This window comes from Photorhabdus viridis (assembly GCF_040256935.1).
GTDB lineage: Bacteria > Pseudomonadota > Gammaproteobacteria > Enterobacterales > Enterobacteriaceae > Photorhabdus > Photorhabdus viridis.
This window is the reverse complement of record NZ_JBEJZY010000003.1, coordinates 58,017-74,181: the sequence shown is the minus strand read 5'-3', so window position 1 is coordinate 74,181 and position 16,165 is coordinate 58,017. Positions and strand designations below refer to the sequence as shown.

The 16,165-nt window shown below is 45.4% G+C and carries 12 protein-coding genes; 4 read left to right on the top strand and 8 right to left on the bottom strand.

Annotated elements, in window-relative coordinates; all coding sequences use genetic code 11:
* Positions 1-291: 291 nt before the first annotated feature.
* Both ABR397_RS02055 and ABR397_RS02050 read left to right on the top strand, forming a co-directional pair.
* Positions 292-486 carry a hypothetical protein gene (locus ABR397_RS02055; protein ID WP_407072848.1) on the top strand — a complete coding sequence of 65 codons (195 nt, stop codon included), beginning with the start codon at positions 292-294 and terminating at the stop codon, positions 484-486.
* Positions 486-1,106 carry a tyrosine-type DNA invertase gene (locus ABR397_RS02050; protein WP_350304250.1) on the top strand — a complete coding sequence of 207 codons (621 nt, stop codon included), beginning with the start codon at positions 486-488 and terminating at the stop codon, positions 1,104-1,106. The genes ABR397_RS02055 and ABR397_RS02050 overlap by 1 nt, the downstream gene beginning before the upstream one ends.
* A 117-nt stretch (positions 1,107-1,223) precedes the next feature.
* Here the strand turns inward: ABR397_RS02050 and ABR397_RS02045 are convergent, their stop codons facing one another.
* The 8 genes from ABR397_RS02045 to ABR397_RS02010 all read right to left on the bottom strand — a co-directional run bounded on the left by ABR397_RS02045 (position 1,224) and on the right by ABR397_RS02010 (position 12,356).
* Positions 1,224-2,018, bottom strand: coding sequence for a DUF4123 domain-containing protein (locus tag ABR397_RS02045; protein WP_350304249.1), 795 nt, complete (start codon positions 2,016-2,018; stop codon positions 1,224-1,226).
* Positions 2,015-3,994, bottom strand: coding sequence for a type VI secretion system Vgr family protein (locus ABR397_RS02040; protein ID WP_350304248.1), 1,980 nt, complete (start codon positions 3,992-3,994; stop codon positions 2,015-2,017). The genes ABR397_RS02045 and ABR397_RS02040 overlap by 4 nt, the downstream gene beginning before the upstream one ends.
* Positions 3,995-4,055: 61 nt before the next feature.
* Complete coding sequence (locus ABR397_RS02035) at positions 4,056-4,799, bottom strand: hypothetical protein (RefSeq protein ID WP_350304247.1); 744 nt, start codon at positions 4,797-4,799, stop codon at positions 4,056-4,058.
* 20 nt (positions 4,800-4,819) lie between these two features.
* A complete protein-coding gene (locus ABR397_RS02030) occupies positions 4,820-5,554 on the bottom strand; it encodes a hypothetical protein (RefSeq protein WP_350304321.1) in 735 nt (244 codons plus the stop codon).
* Positions 5,554-7,437: a lipase family protein gene (locus ABR397_RS02025; RefSeq protein ID WP_350304246.1), complete on the bottom strand. Its 1,884-nt coding sequence runs from the start codon at positions 7,435-7,437 to the stop codon at positions 5,554-5,556. The genes ABR397_RS02030 and ABR397_RS02025 overlap by 1 nt, the downstream gene beginning before the upstream one ends.
* 24 nt (positions 7,438-7,461) lie before the next feature.
* The gene (locus ABR397_RS02020; RefSeq protein WP_350304245.1) at positions 7,462-9,171 is read right to left on the bottom strand and encodes a type VI secretion system baseplate subunit TssF; all 1,710 of its coding nucleotides are present in this window, start codon (positions 9,169-9,171) and stop codon (positions 7,462-7,464) included.
* A gap of 1,101 nt (positions 9,172-10,272) precedes the next feature.
* Positions 10,273-11,013, bottom strand: coding sequence for a hypothetical protein (locus tag ABR397_RS02015; RefSeq protein WP_350304320.1), 741 nt, complete (start codon positions 11,011-11,013; stop codon positions 10,273-10,275).
* Positions 11,013-12,356 carry an alpha/beta hydrolase family protein gene (locus tag ABR397_RS02010; protein WP_350304244.1) on the bottom strand — a complete coding sequence of 448 codons (1,344 nt, stop codon included), beginning with the start codon at positions 12,354-12,356 and terminating at the stop codon, positions 11,013-11,015. The genes ABR397_RS02015 and ABR397_RS02010 overlap by 1 nt, the downstream gene beginning before the upstream one ends.
* Before the next feature lie 959 nt (positions 12,357-13,315).
* Between ABR397_RS02010 and fruB the strand changes: the two genes are divergently transcribed.
* Together fruB and fruA are read left to right on the top strand one after the other, a co-directional pair.
* Positions 13,316-14,443, top strand: a complete 1,128-nt coding sequence (gene fruB / locus ABR397_RS02005; protein ID WP_350304243.1) for a fused PTS fructose transporter subunit IIA/HPr protein — start codon at positions 13,316-13,318, stop codon at positions 14,441-14,443.
* The gene (fruA, locus tag ABR397_RS02000; protein ID WP_350304242.1) at positions 14,443-16,110 is read left to right on the top strand and encodes a PTS fructose transporter subunit IIBC; all 1,668 of its coding nucleotides are present in this window, start codon (positions 14,443-14,445) and stop codon (positions 16,108-16,110) included. Before fruB ends, fruA begins: the two co-directional genes overlap by 1 nt.
* Positions 16,111-16,165 lie beyond the last annotated feature (55 nt).

The window sequence follows — 16,165 nt, the reverse complement described above, 5'->3', positions numbered from 1 at the left end:
CAGCCAGTCATGTTTGTTGCCCGCCGGATTTCTCTGGCAGAGAAATAGAGAGATGGAACGTTTATCGACAGCTGACATGTATTACTACATCAACATCCTTCCTTGTGATTTGAACCAAAAATCAATCTGGCACAGATCCTTTTGTTAAAATGGTTGTTGAGCCTATCGCAGTGATTTTTGTTGATATTTTAAGCCAATATGACTCATTTGTTGAGGGACGGTTAATTGAATCACTATTTTTCTTTTTATTGTGTGATGGTAAGAATAGGGGAGGGCCACCGGAGAAAGACATTGAAAACTTATCTATTACACAGCTTGAACATGGATCAGGCACAGCAAAAGCAGTTTCGTTTAGTCATCTGCCGCCATCTTGGTGCAGATTTAGCTACTATGGGGGATTTAGGGTTGGTTCCGGGTCTTAATCAGTTACAGATAACGCAGTGTGTTCAATGCGTTAAGGCAAAGAATATTTGGGATAGACCATAATGGGTCAACGAAAACATCTGACGCAACGCGAAGTGGAAAGTATGCTGGAAGTAGCAAAAGAGAGCGCTAATCCGGAGCGCGACTATTGTCTGGTATATATGAGTTTTGTTCATGGCTTACGTGTTAGTGAAGCTAGGTATCTACGGTTATCCGATCTGGATTTGGAAGATGGAAGTTTGTACATCCGGCGTTTGAAAGGTGGATTTTGTACAAATCATCCTCTCTTGGGCTATGAAATTCGGGCGATCAAGGCCTGGCTCAAAGTGCGTAAAACCTTTCAGGGTGCGGACAGCGATTGGTTATTTTTGTCACGTTATGGGAACCCGTTGACTCGCCAGCGCATTTATCAAATTATTAGCCAGTTAGGGCAACGGGCTAATATTTCTATAAATTCGCACCCGCACATGTTGCGGCATGCCTGCGGTTTTGCTCTTGCAGATAGGGGGGTGGATACCCGGCTGATACAAGATTATCTTGGACACAGTAATATTCGCCACACAGTGCGGTATACCGCCAGTAATGCGGAGCGTTTTCACGGTGTTTGGAGTATAAAAAGAAACCGGCATCGGGAATTACACTTCGATTATGTTCCAAAGGCTTCCGCCTGTTCAGTTGAATAAGTGGCTCTGATGTATGCGCCTGTTAAGGCGCATACATAAAAACAATGTTAATTAATATTGCCGACAATACTGGCGAGTATGTTTTCATATTTATCATGGCCAATTTTCCTGATGAGATTACTTTATATATTGGTAATCAGTGGTTGGATATTGCTCATTGAGCATCTGCAAATAGTCCCCACAGGTCATGTTGCTGATGTCATCGCCGTTTTTTAAATGTGTTTTCAGCCAATGAATAATCTGTTCCTGTAATTTCCCTCGTGGCTTATCCAGCTTTATTGCTAGCTTACCGTGGTTTTCCCATAAATTATCACCAATCACAGATGCCATCCCTTGCAGGGCGTAATCGGAATGATGCCAGGCATGCAGTAAATGACTACCCAGAACGAAGGGCTGTTCACTGCCGCTGTGACCACAATTTTCAGGACGTGAGTACCAATGAGGTTCGGGTGTATCGATCATTAACTCACTCACCGGTGTCAAAAATGCTGACCAATCGCTGATGATCATTGCCGGTAACAACTGACTGAGAATACGGGGATCCATACTGCGTAAAATCATCTGTCTTTCCCGCAATATCACCTGCTGGCGTGAACGCCAGTGATTAAGCTGTTGGGTCCATAAATCCTCACTGCGGTAAGCCCACCCCCAACTATTGTCGCTCAGGGTATGGTTATCAAGCAGATGACCGATGATTGACAGATAGCCTGACCTGGGCTGAACCAGCCAGGGGCTTTGCGCCAGCAGGTGATCCATCGGTGTACCGCTGTATAGCGGAAAAGCCTGTTCTACCCAGTCGTTTTTGTAAAAGCGACCGATTGGGTTAGGTTCTGCCAATGAATTGAGCATAAAGAAAACAGGCGGCTTATTAGGCGTGGTCAGCCATTGTTGCCAGTTTATGGACGTGTTCATTCATCCTCCTGGTTATTGATAGTTAAATTAACATCCCTCTGGGCTTGTAAGGCACAAATCGGTTTGACTGGAGATTTCACATCAGGCAGCGGTTCTACACCTTCTGGCAGTTGCAAGGATAGTCCACGCCCGGCACCGGCAGCGCCTTGCCCGACTAATAAATTTGGGGAGGTCAGAATACCGCCGGGAGTTAACCGGATAAAATGACCGCCGATTTTTAAGGTAATTTCCGACGCGGCTTCCAGCACGATTTTACCGCCGCTTTTCAGGTGCGTTTCCTGACCGCTTTCAGTGACCAGTGCTTCCCCGGTCTGTAAATGCTGACTGCCGGTAATACGGTGTGATACATCCCCATCAGTACTGTATTTACCGGAGCCGGTGATTTTCCGGTGGTCATCAGCGCGGATTTCACTGTACCGGTTATTATCGATCCGCTGTTTATGGTCGTGTTTAATATGCCAGTAGGCATCGTGCTGAATATGGGCGGTCAAATCTTTCTGCCCGTGCAGGTAAATCTCTTCCTGATCTTTGGCATCCTCAAACCGCAATTCATTAAAACCGTCACCTTTGTGAGTCTGGGTTTTAAACGTGGTGCGGGTTTTTTCAGCGGGTAAATCCAACGGTGGCCGGTTTAAGCCGTTGTAGGTGCAGCCGGTGACAATCGGCCGATCAATATCACCGTTCAGATAAGAGACGATCACCTCTTGACCGATACGGGGAACCGCCATAAAACCGTAACCGCTGCCATTCCAGCCTTGCGCAAACCGTACCCAACAAGACGCGTTTTCATCGGCTTTATCATAACGATCCCAGTGAAAATGAACGCGGATACAACCGTCTTCATTGACATAAATCTCTTCCCCGGCCGGGCCAACCACGGTTGCCACTTCATCACCATCCGCCAGCGGTTTGTAGCGATACAGCGCTCGCCAATCCTGATAGCCGGAAATAAAACTGAATTCATTATGCAGATAAGTTCCTGATCCGCCACGGGCTTCTTGCAGGGCCTGCGGACACTTGCCGTAATGATGAATGGTCACGATTTGCCAGCGGGTGTTCATGGCATCAATCGGATGCTCGTTGAGGTCAAAGATTTTACCGGGCATCAGTTTAAAACAGTTGCTTTGCCCGCTGCCGGACTGACGTTGATTCTGGACGGCCTGCTGACGGCGTTGGACAAACGGCTTCGCCTCCGCGTCTTTCTGAAAACGACCGTAGCTTTCAAAGATCGAAAACAGGGTTTCTTGCCCCTCTACACGGGGATCGATATTGGCCCGGTGTGTCAGGCGATAAGACGGGTTTTGCGGATTCCGGTCCTTATAGATCACCCGTTGCGGGGTCATGGAGACGCCCAGACGCACCTGATTAATCACATTCATTTCAGTGGCGACTTGTGCCTGCGGATTGTAAACCAACGGTAAATTGGCCGTCATGCCTAAGTGGCTGTCACTGAAAAACAGTTTGTCGTCTTCAAACCAAAAATTCAGCCCTTCCTCGGCGACTAACCGGGCAAAAAAGTCATAATCGGACTCGCGCTTTTGCGTCACATATTCGCGTGTGTAATGAAACTCATTCAGTTGGGAGTCGGCCAGAATATAGTGTTTTTTCAGCAAGCTTTTTAGGATTTCCGGGACGCTTTGCCGATGATAAATCCGGCTGTCCTGATTCAGGCTCATCCGCCAGAGCGCAGGCCGGACGGTGAGATAATAAATCGTGCGGTGAGTATGGGTATCACCCAGTACAGCCTGTGCGATAATGCCACTGACCTGACGTTGTTCAACGCCGTTGAAAACCACCCGGAACTTCACCGACTGTAATAACAGTGACTCCAGATCAATATCGGCCCGTTTACTGACCAGAGTTAAAGAGAGAGTAAACAGTTCGGATAATTCCTCCTGTAAAGAGAACTCCGCTACCGCAAATGTTTTCTCCGGCAAATCGGTAACCTGACAGAGAAAATGTAATCCATCGTTCATAGGGACTCCTTATTTCTGGTGTTAGTTGTTTAGGTAAATGAATAATATGGCTTTGGTGATGTTATTTTATTTTCCAGTAATCAATGGAATCTCTGTTTAAATCAACTCTGCCATCAGGATATTCAACTCGATTGGGTCCTTTGTTACGACCGGGAATAATGATTTTCGGCATTTTGGTTTCATCTAACTTAGGTTTAAAGGTAATTTTCCATTCAGCTCCTGGAACCAACGTTAATCGAAAGGGGCGCATACCTAATTCACCTCGTGGGAATATTCTTTTCGGGCGCTTCTCAACCATCTTCAAAACAGGGTAAATAACCGGACTGTAATCTATGATATTTAATGCTGCGGTTTCACTAAGATTTGTCTGGACTGCATCGTTGATAAAGGCAGTTAAACCTGTTCCTTCTCCTCCTTTATACATAGTGGCGTCTTTGGCCAGATGACTAACATCCGTATAACCTACCGTCACAAAGGCCCGGTCAATTTTCCATTTACACCAGCCTCCGCCATTGAAAGGTAATTTCGCCTGAAAGTGACCCGTTTGCGGATCGGCCTTCACATCCAGACGTAATCCGTGATAGGTCGGCACTTCATAAAGTGACATATCAGCATGCCACTGAGATTTAAGGCATTTTCTTGATATATATACAGCGGAAACATATGGTTTCATGTACTTCGGTGCGACGCCTTCTACCATGATCCACTGATTCTCTTTCGGGGGAGAAAGTGGCTCATTTGGGTCAGCACAGCCTGATATTAATGTAATTAACAATACTAATAAGCATTGCTTGATATTTATCATGGTCAGTTTTCCTGATGAGATTACTTTATATATCGGTAACCGACTTCTTGGGTATTGGTTTCAATGTGTCCATTTGGATATTCAACCCACTCCTTTTCTTTAGTCACGGTGATTTTCGGCATTTTGGTTTCATCCAATTTAGGCTTAAAGGTGATTTTCCATTCCGCTTCTGGAACTAACGTTAATCGAAAGGGGCGCATTCTCAATTCACCCTGTAAGAATATTCTGTTCGGACGTTTTTCAACCCTCTTCAAAACAGGGTAAATAATAGGACTGTAATTAATGGTATTCGATGCTGCCGTTTCGCTAAGATTTGTTTGAATTGCATCGTTGATAAAGGCGGTTAGACCTGTTCCTCCACCTCCTTCATATATAACAACATCTTTCATCAGATGACTAACATCGGTATAACTCACCGATACAAAGGCCCGGTCAATTTTCCATTTGCACCAGCCTCCGCCATTAAAAGGTAATTTCGCCTGAAAGTGACCCGTTTGCGGATCGGCCTTCACATCTAGACGTAATCCGTGATAGGTCGGCACCTTATAAAGGGACATGTCAGCATGCCATTGATATCTTAGGCAATTTTTTGATATATACACAGCAGACACATGGGGTTTTGTGTATTTCGGCGCGACTCCTTCTACCGAGATCCACTGATTCTTTTTCGGGGGAGAAAGTGGCTCGTTTGGGTCAGCACAGCCTGATATTAATATTACTGACAATATCAGTAAGTATTTTTTTATATTTATCATCATAAATCTTCCTCAATTCTTACCCCGTTATCCGTATAGCGTAATAAGGCCAACGGACCTTGTTCATCCTGTTGAGTGCAAATCAATGCTTGCTGCAACTGATGATCCATCTGTAAAAATAATGCATCCCGTTGCCGAATACCTTGAACAATATCGGTCCTTTCATTTAGCGTTTTTTCAAATAATTGTTCCTGATCCCGGAAAAAATGGTATTTCTCCGGTGCAACCAGTTCGGCAAGCCGTGCGCCAATATAACGAGCATATTTCAGTGAGCTGTGATCAGGGAAACCCAGCGCATCTTTTAAGGTCGGGTTTTCATTCAATGGAAACCATTTGGCTTTATCTGCCTCACTGATCTGTTGAAAAAATCTTTTCTGAATGTCCCCGGCATCTTTCAGATTATTTTTTGTTTCACGGTTTAGTGACGGAACTAAATACAGTTTTGTTTTGGTGGGTAAGGTGGTTCTGAGTCGTACATGATTACTGGGATTACGTTCTTCCAGCCATTCAATAACCAAATTGATTTTACAAAAGTGCACTATTTTTCCGTGATGCAGATAAATTTCACCGCTGTCGGTAAAATCCAGCAATTCAATCGGACTGAATAGATAACCTAGTGGCCCCCAACAACGATAAAGCCAGTTATCCAGATTTTTTTCCGGGGGCACCGCAGGAACCGGATCATCTTCATTAACATGACGGTAATGGGTGATGGCTGATAATTCCCTCACTGCACTGCATGTTAGTACTCTGGGCATCCCGTAGCTGTAAAGGCAAGGATCGAATTCTTTCAATTGGGCACAGTGCAACAATGCCAGTGCACCTCCCAGACTGTGACCACAGACAAACAATCTTCTGCTTGCGGCCAAATCCAGAATATCATCGAATACTGTTTTGGTTTTATCTCCGGGGACTGTTAACTTTTCAACTAAATTGAATGCCTCCCAAAAGCCTTTATGCACTTTGCCACTATGGATAAATCCGCTGCACAGGGCTTTATCATCACAGCCTAACCCCAAAGGCTGATACGTTGCGTCTGTCATGGCATCCGTCATACTGGCCGTGCCCTTCCAGCTAACAACTACATCACACTGGCTGGCCACATAAAACAACTGGGTATTACCTCCTACACCATCAACATTTGCTGAATCAATGAACTCCACTTTAGTATAACGTTCACTAAACGGCACATCGTAAACCACAGGTGTTGCCGATAATTTCTCCACTTTATACGGCAGTGTTGAAACATCCACCATCTGCCGATTAAAAAAATGTTTAACAGAGCCTTCAACATTGACATCCCCACCGGCATAAGCCAACACACTCATCAAACACTGGTTATACGCATTGACAATGGAATACTCTTTTTGATGATGTAGCTGCAAGACCCAGGCCCGAAACGGGCATATTTCCAAGACATACCGTTGATTTAATGGATGAACCGTGTAGCCACTTGGCTCCGGGTCTGGGAAATGATAGGGAGGCGGAATGTCTTTAGGGTCATTCCAATCCTTAATCACCGGCAACCCATCACTAATCTGCCCGATAGTCACATAATGATATTGGTGGCCTTCCGCTTCTGCTTTGGGCTTCACCACTGATGCCGCTTCACCGCGTATTTCCCGCAACGGGCGCTGTTCCATCTCATCGGCCAACGATTGGGCATGGATAGACACTATCACGGGATGAGCTGACAGGTTTTCTTCCCTGAGTACCCCGAAACCATCTGTCGTCCCCTTGCGCACATGATTCGGTAATCCCCAGCTTACCAAGCCATAAGGCACATTGATGAGCGGTTTTCCCTGTTCATCCATCAACTGAAATTCCACCCAGTGTTTCAAACGCCTGCAATCAAGAGTTTCACGCGGATCCAATCTACTCATCAGTGTTGTTTCCTCTGCTTATTATTAAATATAGGCACGCAGCCCGAACATCGGCCGTTGAAAATCCCACAAGACTTTGCCTGTCTGACCATCAATCACTTTCATTATCAAAAAAGCGCCCATGCTAATGAAAACCGTCATCAGGCGTGTCACCACCAAGCTGAACTGATACATCTCCCCCTGATTGTCGAAGCAATCCGGGTTCAGCGTCAGGATAAGCTGGTGACCCCGTATAGGAACCCCTTTGTCGAGGCGATCTATCGGAATGTTATCCAGCCGGACGATACCGTTAATATGTTCCTGAATGCGCTGGCTTAATGACCGATCAGGGGAAAAATCAAATATCTTCAGAAGCGCTTTTAACGACTGCGTTTGAAACATTATCCAGGGCGAGCCGGAGAAGCAGGAAAACAACGGCCAGGCTGATCTGTCTTCCTCCTCCATTGGTGGATAACAGGCGGAAACCGGGGTGATATTACTGACTGTCAGCCCGGAGGCGTCTTCTCCCACCAGATTGATATCGCCGATGCCCAGTTCAGCTGCCTGTGACTGATAGCCGGTAAACTGACAAAAAATGGACTGCGACGGCAGGTTATTCGCTGCTTTACCATGGCAGTCAAAGAAACGCAGCTGTTGTCGGATTTGCTGCAAAATATTGCCTTCCGTATTCAGCTGATAAAAATAAAGATACTCGGCATCCGGCATAAAATGGGCGGACAGGGTAATTTTTTTAATGGGCAGATAGCGGTAGGGTTGCCCGCGTTCCAGCTTCGGCTCAGTCGATGCATAAACGTTATCGAGACTGAACAGATGTTGTGTCGGCTTTAATGGGATTTCATAACGGCTGACGCCGTTGTTTATCGGAATGGCCGCACTGGTCATCTGCTCCAGTTGTCTGACCGGAACGCAATCCAACAAAAAGGTTTGGGCAATATCAGTCAGTTCCAGATTGCCTTTAAACCGCAAAATCAGCTCGAATGTCCGGTCATCATTCAACCTCACCAACGGACGCTCATTCTTGATATTAATCGTCACAAAATCATGCACATGAGGCATATAGTAATATTCCATCATCAGTTGCAGAATGGAAAACGGCAGGGTTTTCTTGGCCGGAAGAATGTCAACCCGCCGCTCGGTTCCCCACAAGGCCGGCACCGGGTAACCGCCATCAAGCGTGATAGTTTTATCCTGCGTCCGTAACTGGATATCACAGAGATGAACATCAAGCCACAAAGCTAATTTCGCCGCCTGTAAACGATCACTGCCGAGAAAAAAATGCAGCGGCTGGCTTCGCCATTCCAGGGTATTATCCGAACAGCGCAGGGTTAACGTTATTTCACTGTACTCGGCGGTAGCGCTCAATTGCCGATCGATAACCGTCAGCGGTTCAATACGCAGAGGACAACAGGTTTCAAAACGTATTTCCTGTTCGCCTTCGCCGGCAAAAACCGTTGTACCGGCGGGCAGAGTCGTCCCGACCAGGCGGTCTTTTCCCGTTGGTGAAAATTGAACGATACTGGTTGGCGGTAACGGACGTATTGCTTGCGGCCAAACACGATCCAGTATTTCCAGCGTGATTTCAGGAAAATCATCCTCAATTTTGTGGCGAAGACGGGCAGAGAGCAGGGCGTAGCCCAGTATCAACCGCTCAATGTCCGGATCTCTCGCCCCTTCAGATAAAAGATGGGCCAGGTGAGGGTTTTCCTTTGCGGCTTCCAGCGCCAATTGTCGCATTAGTTGAGCTCTTGCAGGAGCAGTGATTCTCTTTTATTCATTACATCTGTCCTATGAGATTTTTACCTGAAAAAGTGACTGTGACGCGATCAACGTGGCGCCACGCGAGGTTTTCATGCCCTCCAGCGCGGCCTCTGTTGATGGGTCCCAATTGCAGCCGAAGTGTCTTCCGCAATGGTTTGATCCCCGTCAGGAATTGAAATAATTGATCCCACCACCTTAAAAATAAGGTAGTAAAAATCCTATTACCACAGACAGAAAGCACAGCTCAATGCAGTGAGTAATAACAAATTGAACGACAGGAAAACAGTAATGTATTCCAATCGATTAATCCCTTTGAATAAAGGGAACAGAGGTTAAAATTCCTTTCATATTATCTATATGATGGAACTTAAAGTAATAATTATTGAACTTTCATCAGATAGCAAGCATTTTTCATAAATTTACAAAACTATAAATTTGTAAGAAATTGTTACAGACTGTAAGAAAGCACGACAGATTCAGTATACATTCGATTATCTTCAATCTAATAAACTATAAGACAGATAGTAACATATTACTTTTTCAGAAAAAGAATCTACGATGAGGCTGTAATTTAAATTCTGTTTAATTATCATTGTAACAGAATAATACATTGATTTTTAATCAAAAATATATTTACTCCAATTTGTTATTATAACTAATAACACTATCTGTTTACGTGTTTTACTAATGACCCATTTTTCATTCAATACCGGGGGTAAGGTCATGGATGAAGGGAGAAGCCAAAATAAATGCCAATGAATTCTCATCCCCGTGGACACGAGGAACAGTATTTGAAGTCAATCGAATTATCACTTCATTTATGGTTCATCTCCGTTGATTCGGAGAACATGTCATCTGTTGTTCATATGGATTTTTCCATTTACACTAATCCTTTCCAGCAGATGAAAAGGGGAGAAGCCAGTTAAAAAAGGTATCGCCTAACGCCCAGTAAATAAAATATGAAAATAACAATAACAGCGTAATTTTTACTATTTTCATACTGAGAGTTCCTTACTATTGCATTTCATATTTATCATGGTAGGTTTTCCTCAATTCCTAAACCTTAAGAAGGTGAAATTACTTTATTTTCCAGTAATCAATGTAATCTCTGTTTAAATCAACTCTGCCATCAGGATATTCAACTCTTGAAGGTTCTTTACCGGGGGGGATAATGATTTTAGGCATCTTAGTTTCATCTAATTTAGGCTTAAAGGTAATTTTCCATTCAGCTCCTGGAGTTAACTTCAATCTAAAGGGCCGCATACCGACTTCTCCCTGCAAAAATATACTTTTTGGGAATTTTTCAGATATTTCCAAAACAGGGTAAATAACTGGACGGTAATCCAGAATATTCAATGCTTGAGTTTCGCTAAGATTTATTCGGGCTGCATCGTTAATAAAGGCGGTTAAACCCGTTCCACCACCTCCTTCATATATAACAACATCTTTCATCAGATGACTAACATCGGTATAACTTACAGACACAAAGGCACGGTTGATTTTCCATTTGCACCGTCCCCCACCATTGAAAGGTAATTTAGCCTGAAAATAACCCGTTTGTGGATCGGCTTCTACTTTCAAACGAAGCCCGTTATAAGACGGTACCTTATAAGGTGACATATCGGCATGCAGCTGATACTCAAGACAATCTTTTGAAATATATTCCGCCGATACATGTGGTTTTGTGTATTTTGGTGCCACCCCTTCTACGGTTATCCACTGATTCTCTTTCGGCGGTGAAAGTGGCTCATTTGGGTCAGCACAGCCTGATATTAATATTACTGACAATATCAGTAAGTATTTTTTTATATTTATCATCATAAATCTTCCTCAATTCTTACCCCGTTATCTGTATAGCGTAATAAGGCCAACGGACCTTGTTCATCCTGTTGAGTGCAAATCAATGCTTGCTGCAACTGATGATCCATCTGTAAAAATAATGCATCCCGTTGCCGAATACCTTGAACAATATCGGTCCTTTCATTTAGCGTTTTTTCAAATAATTGTTCCTGATCCCGGAAAAAATGGTATTTCTCCGGTGCAACCAGTTCGGCAAGCCGTGCGCCAATATAACGAGCATATTTCAGTGAGCTGTGATCAGGGAAACCCAGCGCATCTTTTAAGGTCGGGTTTTCATTCAATGGAAACCATTTGGCTTTATCTGCCTCACTGATCTGTTGAAAAAATCTTTTCTGAATGTCCCCGGCATCTTTCAGATTATTTTCTGTTTCACGGTTTAGTGACGGAACTAAATACAGTTTTGTTTTGGTGGGTAAGGTGGTTCTGAGTCGTACATGATTACTGGGATTACGTTCATCAGTGATAGCATCCGTCATATTAGTTGTACCCCGCCAGCTAACAATCACATCACGCTGACTGGCCACATAAAACAGCTGGGTATCACCCTGTTTATCTCCCGATTTTGAATTAATAAACTCTACTCGGGAATAACGTTCACTGAACGGCACATCATAAACCACAGGAGTCGCAGACAATTCTTCCACCTTATAGGGCAACGTTGAAACATCCACCATCTGCCGATTAAAAAAGTGAGTCACAGAGCCTTCAGTATCAACATCCCCACCGGCATAAGCCAACACACTCATCAAACACTGGTTATACGCATTGACAATGGAATACTCTTTTTGATGATGTAGCTGCAAGGCCCAGGCCCGAAACGGGCATACTTCCAAGACATACCGTTGATTTAATGGATGAACCGTGTAGCCACTTGGCTCCGGGTCTGGGAAATGATAGGGGGGTGGAATTTTTTTAGGGTCATTCCAATCCTCAATCATCGGCAGCCCATCACTAATCTGCCCGATAGTCACATAGTGATATTGGTGGCCTTCCGCTTCTGCTTTGGGCTTCACCACTGATGCCGCTTCACCGCGTATTTCCCGCAACGGGCGCTGTTCCATCTCATCGGCCAACGATTGGGCATGGATAGACACTATCACGGGATGAGCTGACAGGTTTTCTTCCCTGAGTACCCCGAAACCATCTGTCGTCCCCTTGCGCACATGATTCGGTAATCCCCAGCTTACCAAGCCATAAGGCACATTGATGAGCGGTTTTCCCTGTTCATCCATCAACTGAAATTCCACCCAGTGTTTCAAACGCCTGCAATCAAGAGTTTCACGCGGATCTAATCTACTCATCAGTGCTGTTTCCTCTGCTTATTATTAAATATAGGCATGCAGCCCGAACATCAGCCGGTGAAAATGCCACAAGATTTCTCCTGTCTGACCATCAACCCTAAGAATAAGGTAGCAAAAATCCTATTACCACAGACAAAAAGCACAGCTTATGCAGTGAGTCATGACAGATTGAACGACAGGAAGACAGCAATGTATTCCAATCGATTAATCCCTTTTGAATAAAGGGAACAGAGGTTAAAATTCCTTTCATATTGTTCATATGATGGAATTTAAAGTAATAATTATTAAACTTTCATCAGATAGCAAGCATTTTTTATAAATTTACAAAAATATAAATTTGTAAGAAATTGTTACAAACTGTAAGAAAGCATGACAGACTCAATATAAATTCAATTGTCTTCAATCTAATAAATTATGAAACGGATAGTGACATGCCATTTTTTCAGAAAAATAATCCACGATAGGTAAAACAACTTCTCATTCACTTAAATTCCGTCTAATTATCATTGTGACAGAATAATGCATTGATTTTTTTAATTAAAAAATATACTTACCCAACCTGCTGTGATAACTAATAACGCCATCAATTTAATTATTTCACTAATAGCTCGCTCTTCATTAAATACCGAGGATAATGATATTACTATTTTTCCCAATCGATTATATTCCGTTGTTGGCCGGTTTCCTTGAAGGTTCTTGGCAATTGGGGGAGATATTCTTGGTGGTCATCTATTTGCTAATGCCTTGAACTGGAAATACTCAAAGAACGATACCGGGAAAAATGTGCGTAATCTCAAAAAATTACAATCTTATTTAGCGCAACTATTGAATAAAAATCAATCGTATCCCACACTGATTGAAACGTTTCAGTTTTATTGCTTTTTCCTTCACGGTGGATATTAATGCTTTTTTCTCAGCATAACTGAGACGATTTTATCTTCAGTAAGAGGGGGAAAATTATGTTCCAGTTGGCTCTGCAAAATATCCACACTGGTGCAACTGCAACCAGTAAAGAGGACGCCATCCGTCAGGTAGCGGCCATGCTAGCCGCTAGCGGTAACGTCAGTGATGCCTATGTTGATGGCATGCTGCAACGCGAAAGGCAAATTTCCACTTACCTTGGCAACGGGATTGCCATACCGCATGGCACGATTAATGCTCGTGATTTGGTGCTGAAAACCGACGTACAGGTATTTCACTTCCCACAGGGTGTGGAATGGGATAAAGGCGCTATATGTTATGTGGTCATCGGTATCGCTGCATGTTCCGATGAGCATTTGTCACTATTGCGTCAGTTAGCGCACTTGTTGAGCGATGATCGCATTGCCGGGCGGCTAAAAGCTATTGATTCAGCCCAGGCACTGCGTAGCTTGCTAATGGGCGAAGGCCGGCAAGCCGAGTTTAAATTCGATACCAGCCTGATTATGCTGGATATTAATGCCGGCGATCTGATGACGCTACAGGCGTTGAATGCCGGGCGGTTACAGCAAGCGGGTGCAGTGGATACTACTTTTGTCAGTAAAGTGATTAACAGTAAGCCGCTGGATCTCGGGCAAGGTATTTGGTTGAGCGACAGCCCCGACGGTAACTTAACCAGCGCGGTAGCTGTCAGCCGGTTATGCACGCGAGGCAACGAACCGGTGGTGGTGATGTTGTTGACCGTTGCGGTTACCGACGATCAGCCGCTGAATGTGTTGCATCACCTGAGCAACTTGCTATTAGCACGAAAAGCGGAACACTTGCTGAAGGCTGATGCGCCGACAGTGCTGGCATTGCTGACCAGTGGCGCATCGGAGCGGAGCGAAATATTTAGCGCAGAGTTCGTCGTGCGTAACGACCACGGTTTGCATGCTCGTCCCGGTGCCGTGTTGGTTAACGTGATCCGGCAATTCTCCAGTGAAATTACTATCATCAACCTTGATGGTACCGGTCAACCGGTAAATGGCCGCAGCCTGATGAAAATCATGGCGCTGGGCGTGAAAAAAGGTCATCGGCTTCACGTCACTGCCAACGGTGATGATGCGCAGCAGGCGATAGCTGCCATTGGTGAAGCGATTGCTTCCGGTTTGGGTGAGGGAGAGATGTAATGAAAATGTTGCTTATCGTTGATCCTGCGTTGGGACTGGCCGGAAGCTATCTGGTGAAAACCGTCCTCAGTGCCGCTGCGGCGGAAAATGGGCTGATACTGACAAAAAATCCGGCTGAAGCCGATTTGGTAGCCGTGACCGGCGATACCATACCCGCCGATAACACCCTGAATGGCAAACGGGTTTATCTTGGCAACACGGAACAGGCATTGCATGCGCCGGAAGATTTCTTTCGGCAAGCAAAAACTGACGCGAAGCCATATCAGATACCGGCAACCGACCTGAGTTGCGACACAAAACGCATTGTTGCGGTTACCGCCTGTCCTACAGGGGTAGCGCATACTTTTATGGCCGCCGAAGCCATCGAAACCGAAGCCAAAAAGCGTGGCTGGTGGGTGAAAGTGGAAACCCGTGGTTCAGTGGGGGCGGGTAATGTTATTACGCCGGAAGAGGCGGCAGATGCGGATCTGGTGCTGATAGTCGCGGATATTGACGTGGATCTGGCGAAATTTGCCGGTAAGCCGATGTACCGCACCTCAACTAGTCTGGCGCTGAAGAAAACGGCTCAAGAGTTTGATAAAGCATTGGTTGAAGCAACGCTTTTCGAGCCGGAAAGGCAAGATGCTAAAGCTGGACAAGGGGAAGAGAACACCGGCGTTTATCGTCACTTGTTGACCGGCGTCTCTTATATGTTGCCGATGGTGGTGGCGGGTGGGCTATGTATCGCGCTGTCATTTGCCTTTGGTATCAACGCATTTAAAGAACCGGGCACATTGGCGGCGGCGCTGATGCAGATCGGAGGTGGATCGGCTTTCGCCTTGATGGTGCCCGTGCTGGCAGGCTATATCGCTTTCTCCATCTCTGATCGCCCTGGTCTGACGCCCGGCCTGATTGGCGGCATGTTGGCAGTCAGCACGAACGCGGGATTTATCGGCGGCATTATTGCCGGTTTCCTTGCCGGTTACACGGCGAAGTTGATCAGCGCAAAAGTGAAGCTGCCGCAGAGTATGTCCGCGCTAAAACCGATCTTGATCATCCCGCTATTCGCCAGCCTGATTACCGGTCTAATTATGATTTACGTTGTTGGTAAACCGGTCGCCGGCATCATGGCGGGTTTAACATATTGGCTCTCAAATATGGGCACAACCAACGCGCTCCTGTTAGGCGCCATTTTGGGCGGGATGATGTGTGCCGATATGGGAGGCGCGGTAAACAAAGCCGCCTATGCGTTTGGTGTCGGTTTGCTCAGTTCACAAACCTACGCGCCAATGGCGGCCATTATGGCGGCGGGAATGGTCCCACCGTTGGCCATGGGCGTGGCGACACTGATTGCCCGGAAGAAATTCGATAGCGTTCAGCGAGAAAGCGGCAAGGCAGCACTGGTGCTGGGCCTGTGCTTTATTTCCGAAGGGGCGATCCCTTTTGCTGTCCGTGATCCGATGCGTGTGCTCCCATGCTGTATCGTCGGTGGTGCGGTGACCGGGGCGATTTCGATGGCAGTGAGTGCACAACTGATGGCACCGCATGGCGGCTTGTTTGTGCTGTTGATCCCAGGCGCTATCACACCAGTACTGGGTTATTTGATGTCGATTATTATCGGTACACTGTTGGGAGGGTTAGCTTATGCCGTGCTGAAACGTCCGGAGCCGGCTACAACCAATGCGTAAAAATAGTTTAAGAAAAAGCCGAATTTTGCGGTAATTTCAAAAAAAAACTCATTTT

Coding starts and splice junctions, on each gene's coding strand:
- ABR397_RS02050 (WP_350304250.1), top strand. CDS start 486: ATGGGTCAACGAAAACATCTGACGCAACGCGAAGTGGAAAGTATGCTG.
- ABR397_RS02045 (WP_350304249.1), bottom strand. CDS start 2,018: ATGAACACGTCCATAAACTGGCAACAATGGCTGACCACGCCTAATAAG.
- ABR397_RS02040 (WP_350304248.1), bottom strand. CDS start 3,994: ATGAACGATGGATTACATTTTCTCTGTCAGGTTACCGATTTGCCGGAG.
- ABR397_RS02035 (WP_350304247.1), bottom strand. CDS start 4,799: ATGATAAATATCAAGCAATGCTTATTAGTATTGTTAATTACATTAATA.
- ABR397_RS02030 (WP_350304321.1), bottom strand. CDS start 5,554: ATGATAAATATAAAAAAATACTTACTGATATTGTCAGTAATATTAATA.
- ABR397_RS02025 (WP_350304246.1), bottom strand. CDS start 7,437: ATGAGTAGATTGGATCCGCGTGAAACTCTTGATTGCAGGCGTTTGAAA.
- ABR397_RS02020 (WP_350304245.1), bottom strand. CDS start 9,171: ATGCGACAATTGGCGCTGGAAGCCGCAAAGGAAAACCCTCACCTGGCC.
- ABR397_RS02015 (WP_350304320.1), bottom strand. CDS start 11,013: ATGATAAATATAAAAAAATACTTACTGATATTGTCAGTAATATTAATA.
- ABR397_RS02010 (WP_350304244.1), bottom strand. CDS start 12,356: ATGAGTAGATTAGATCCGCGTGAAACTCTTGATTGCAGGCGTTTGAAA.
- fruB (WP_350304243.1), top strand. CDS start 13,316: ATGTTCCAGTTGGCTCTGCAAAATATCCACACTGGTGCAACTGCAACC.
- fruA (WP_350304242.1), top strand. CDS start 14,443: ATGAAAATGTTGCTTATCGTTGATCCTGCGTTGGGACTGGCCGGAAGC.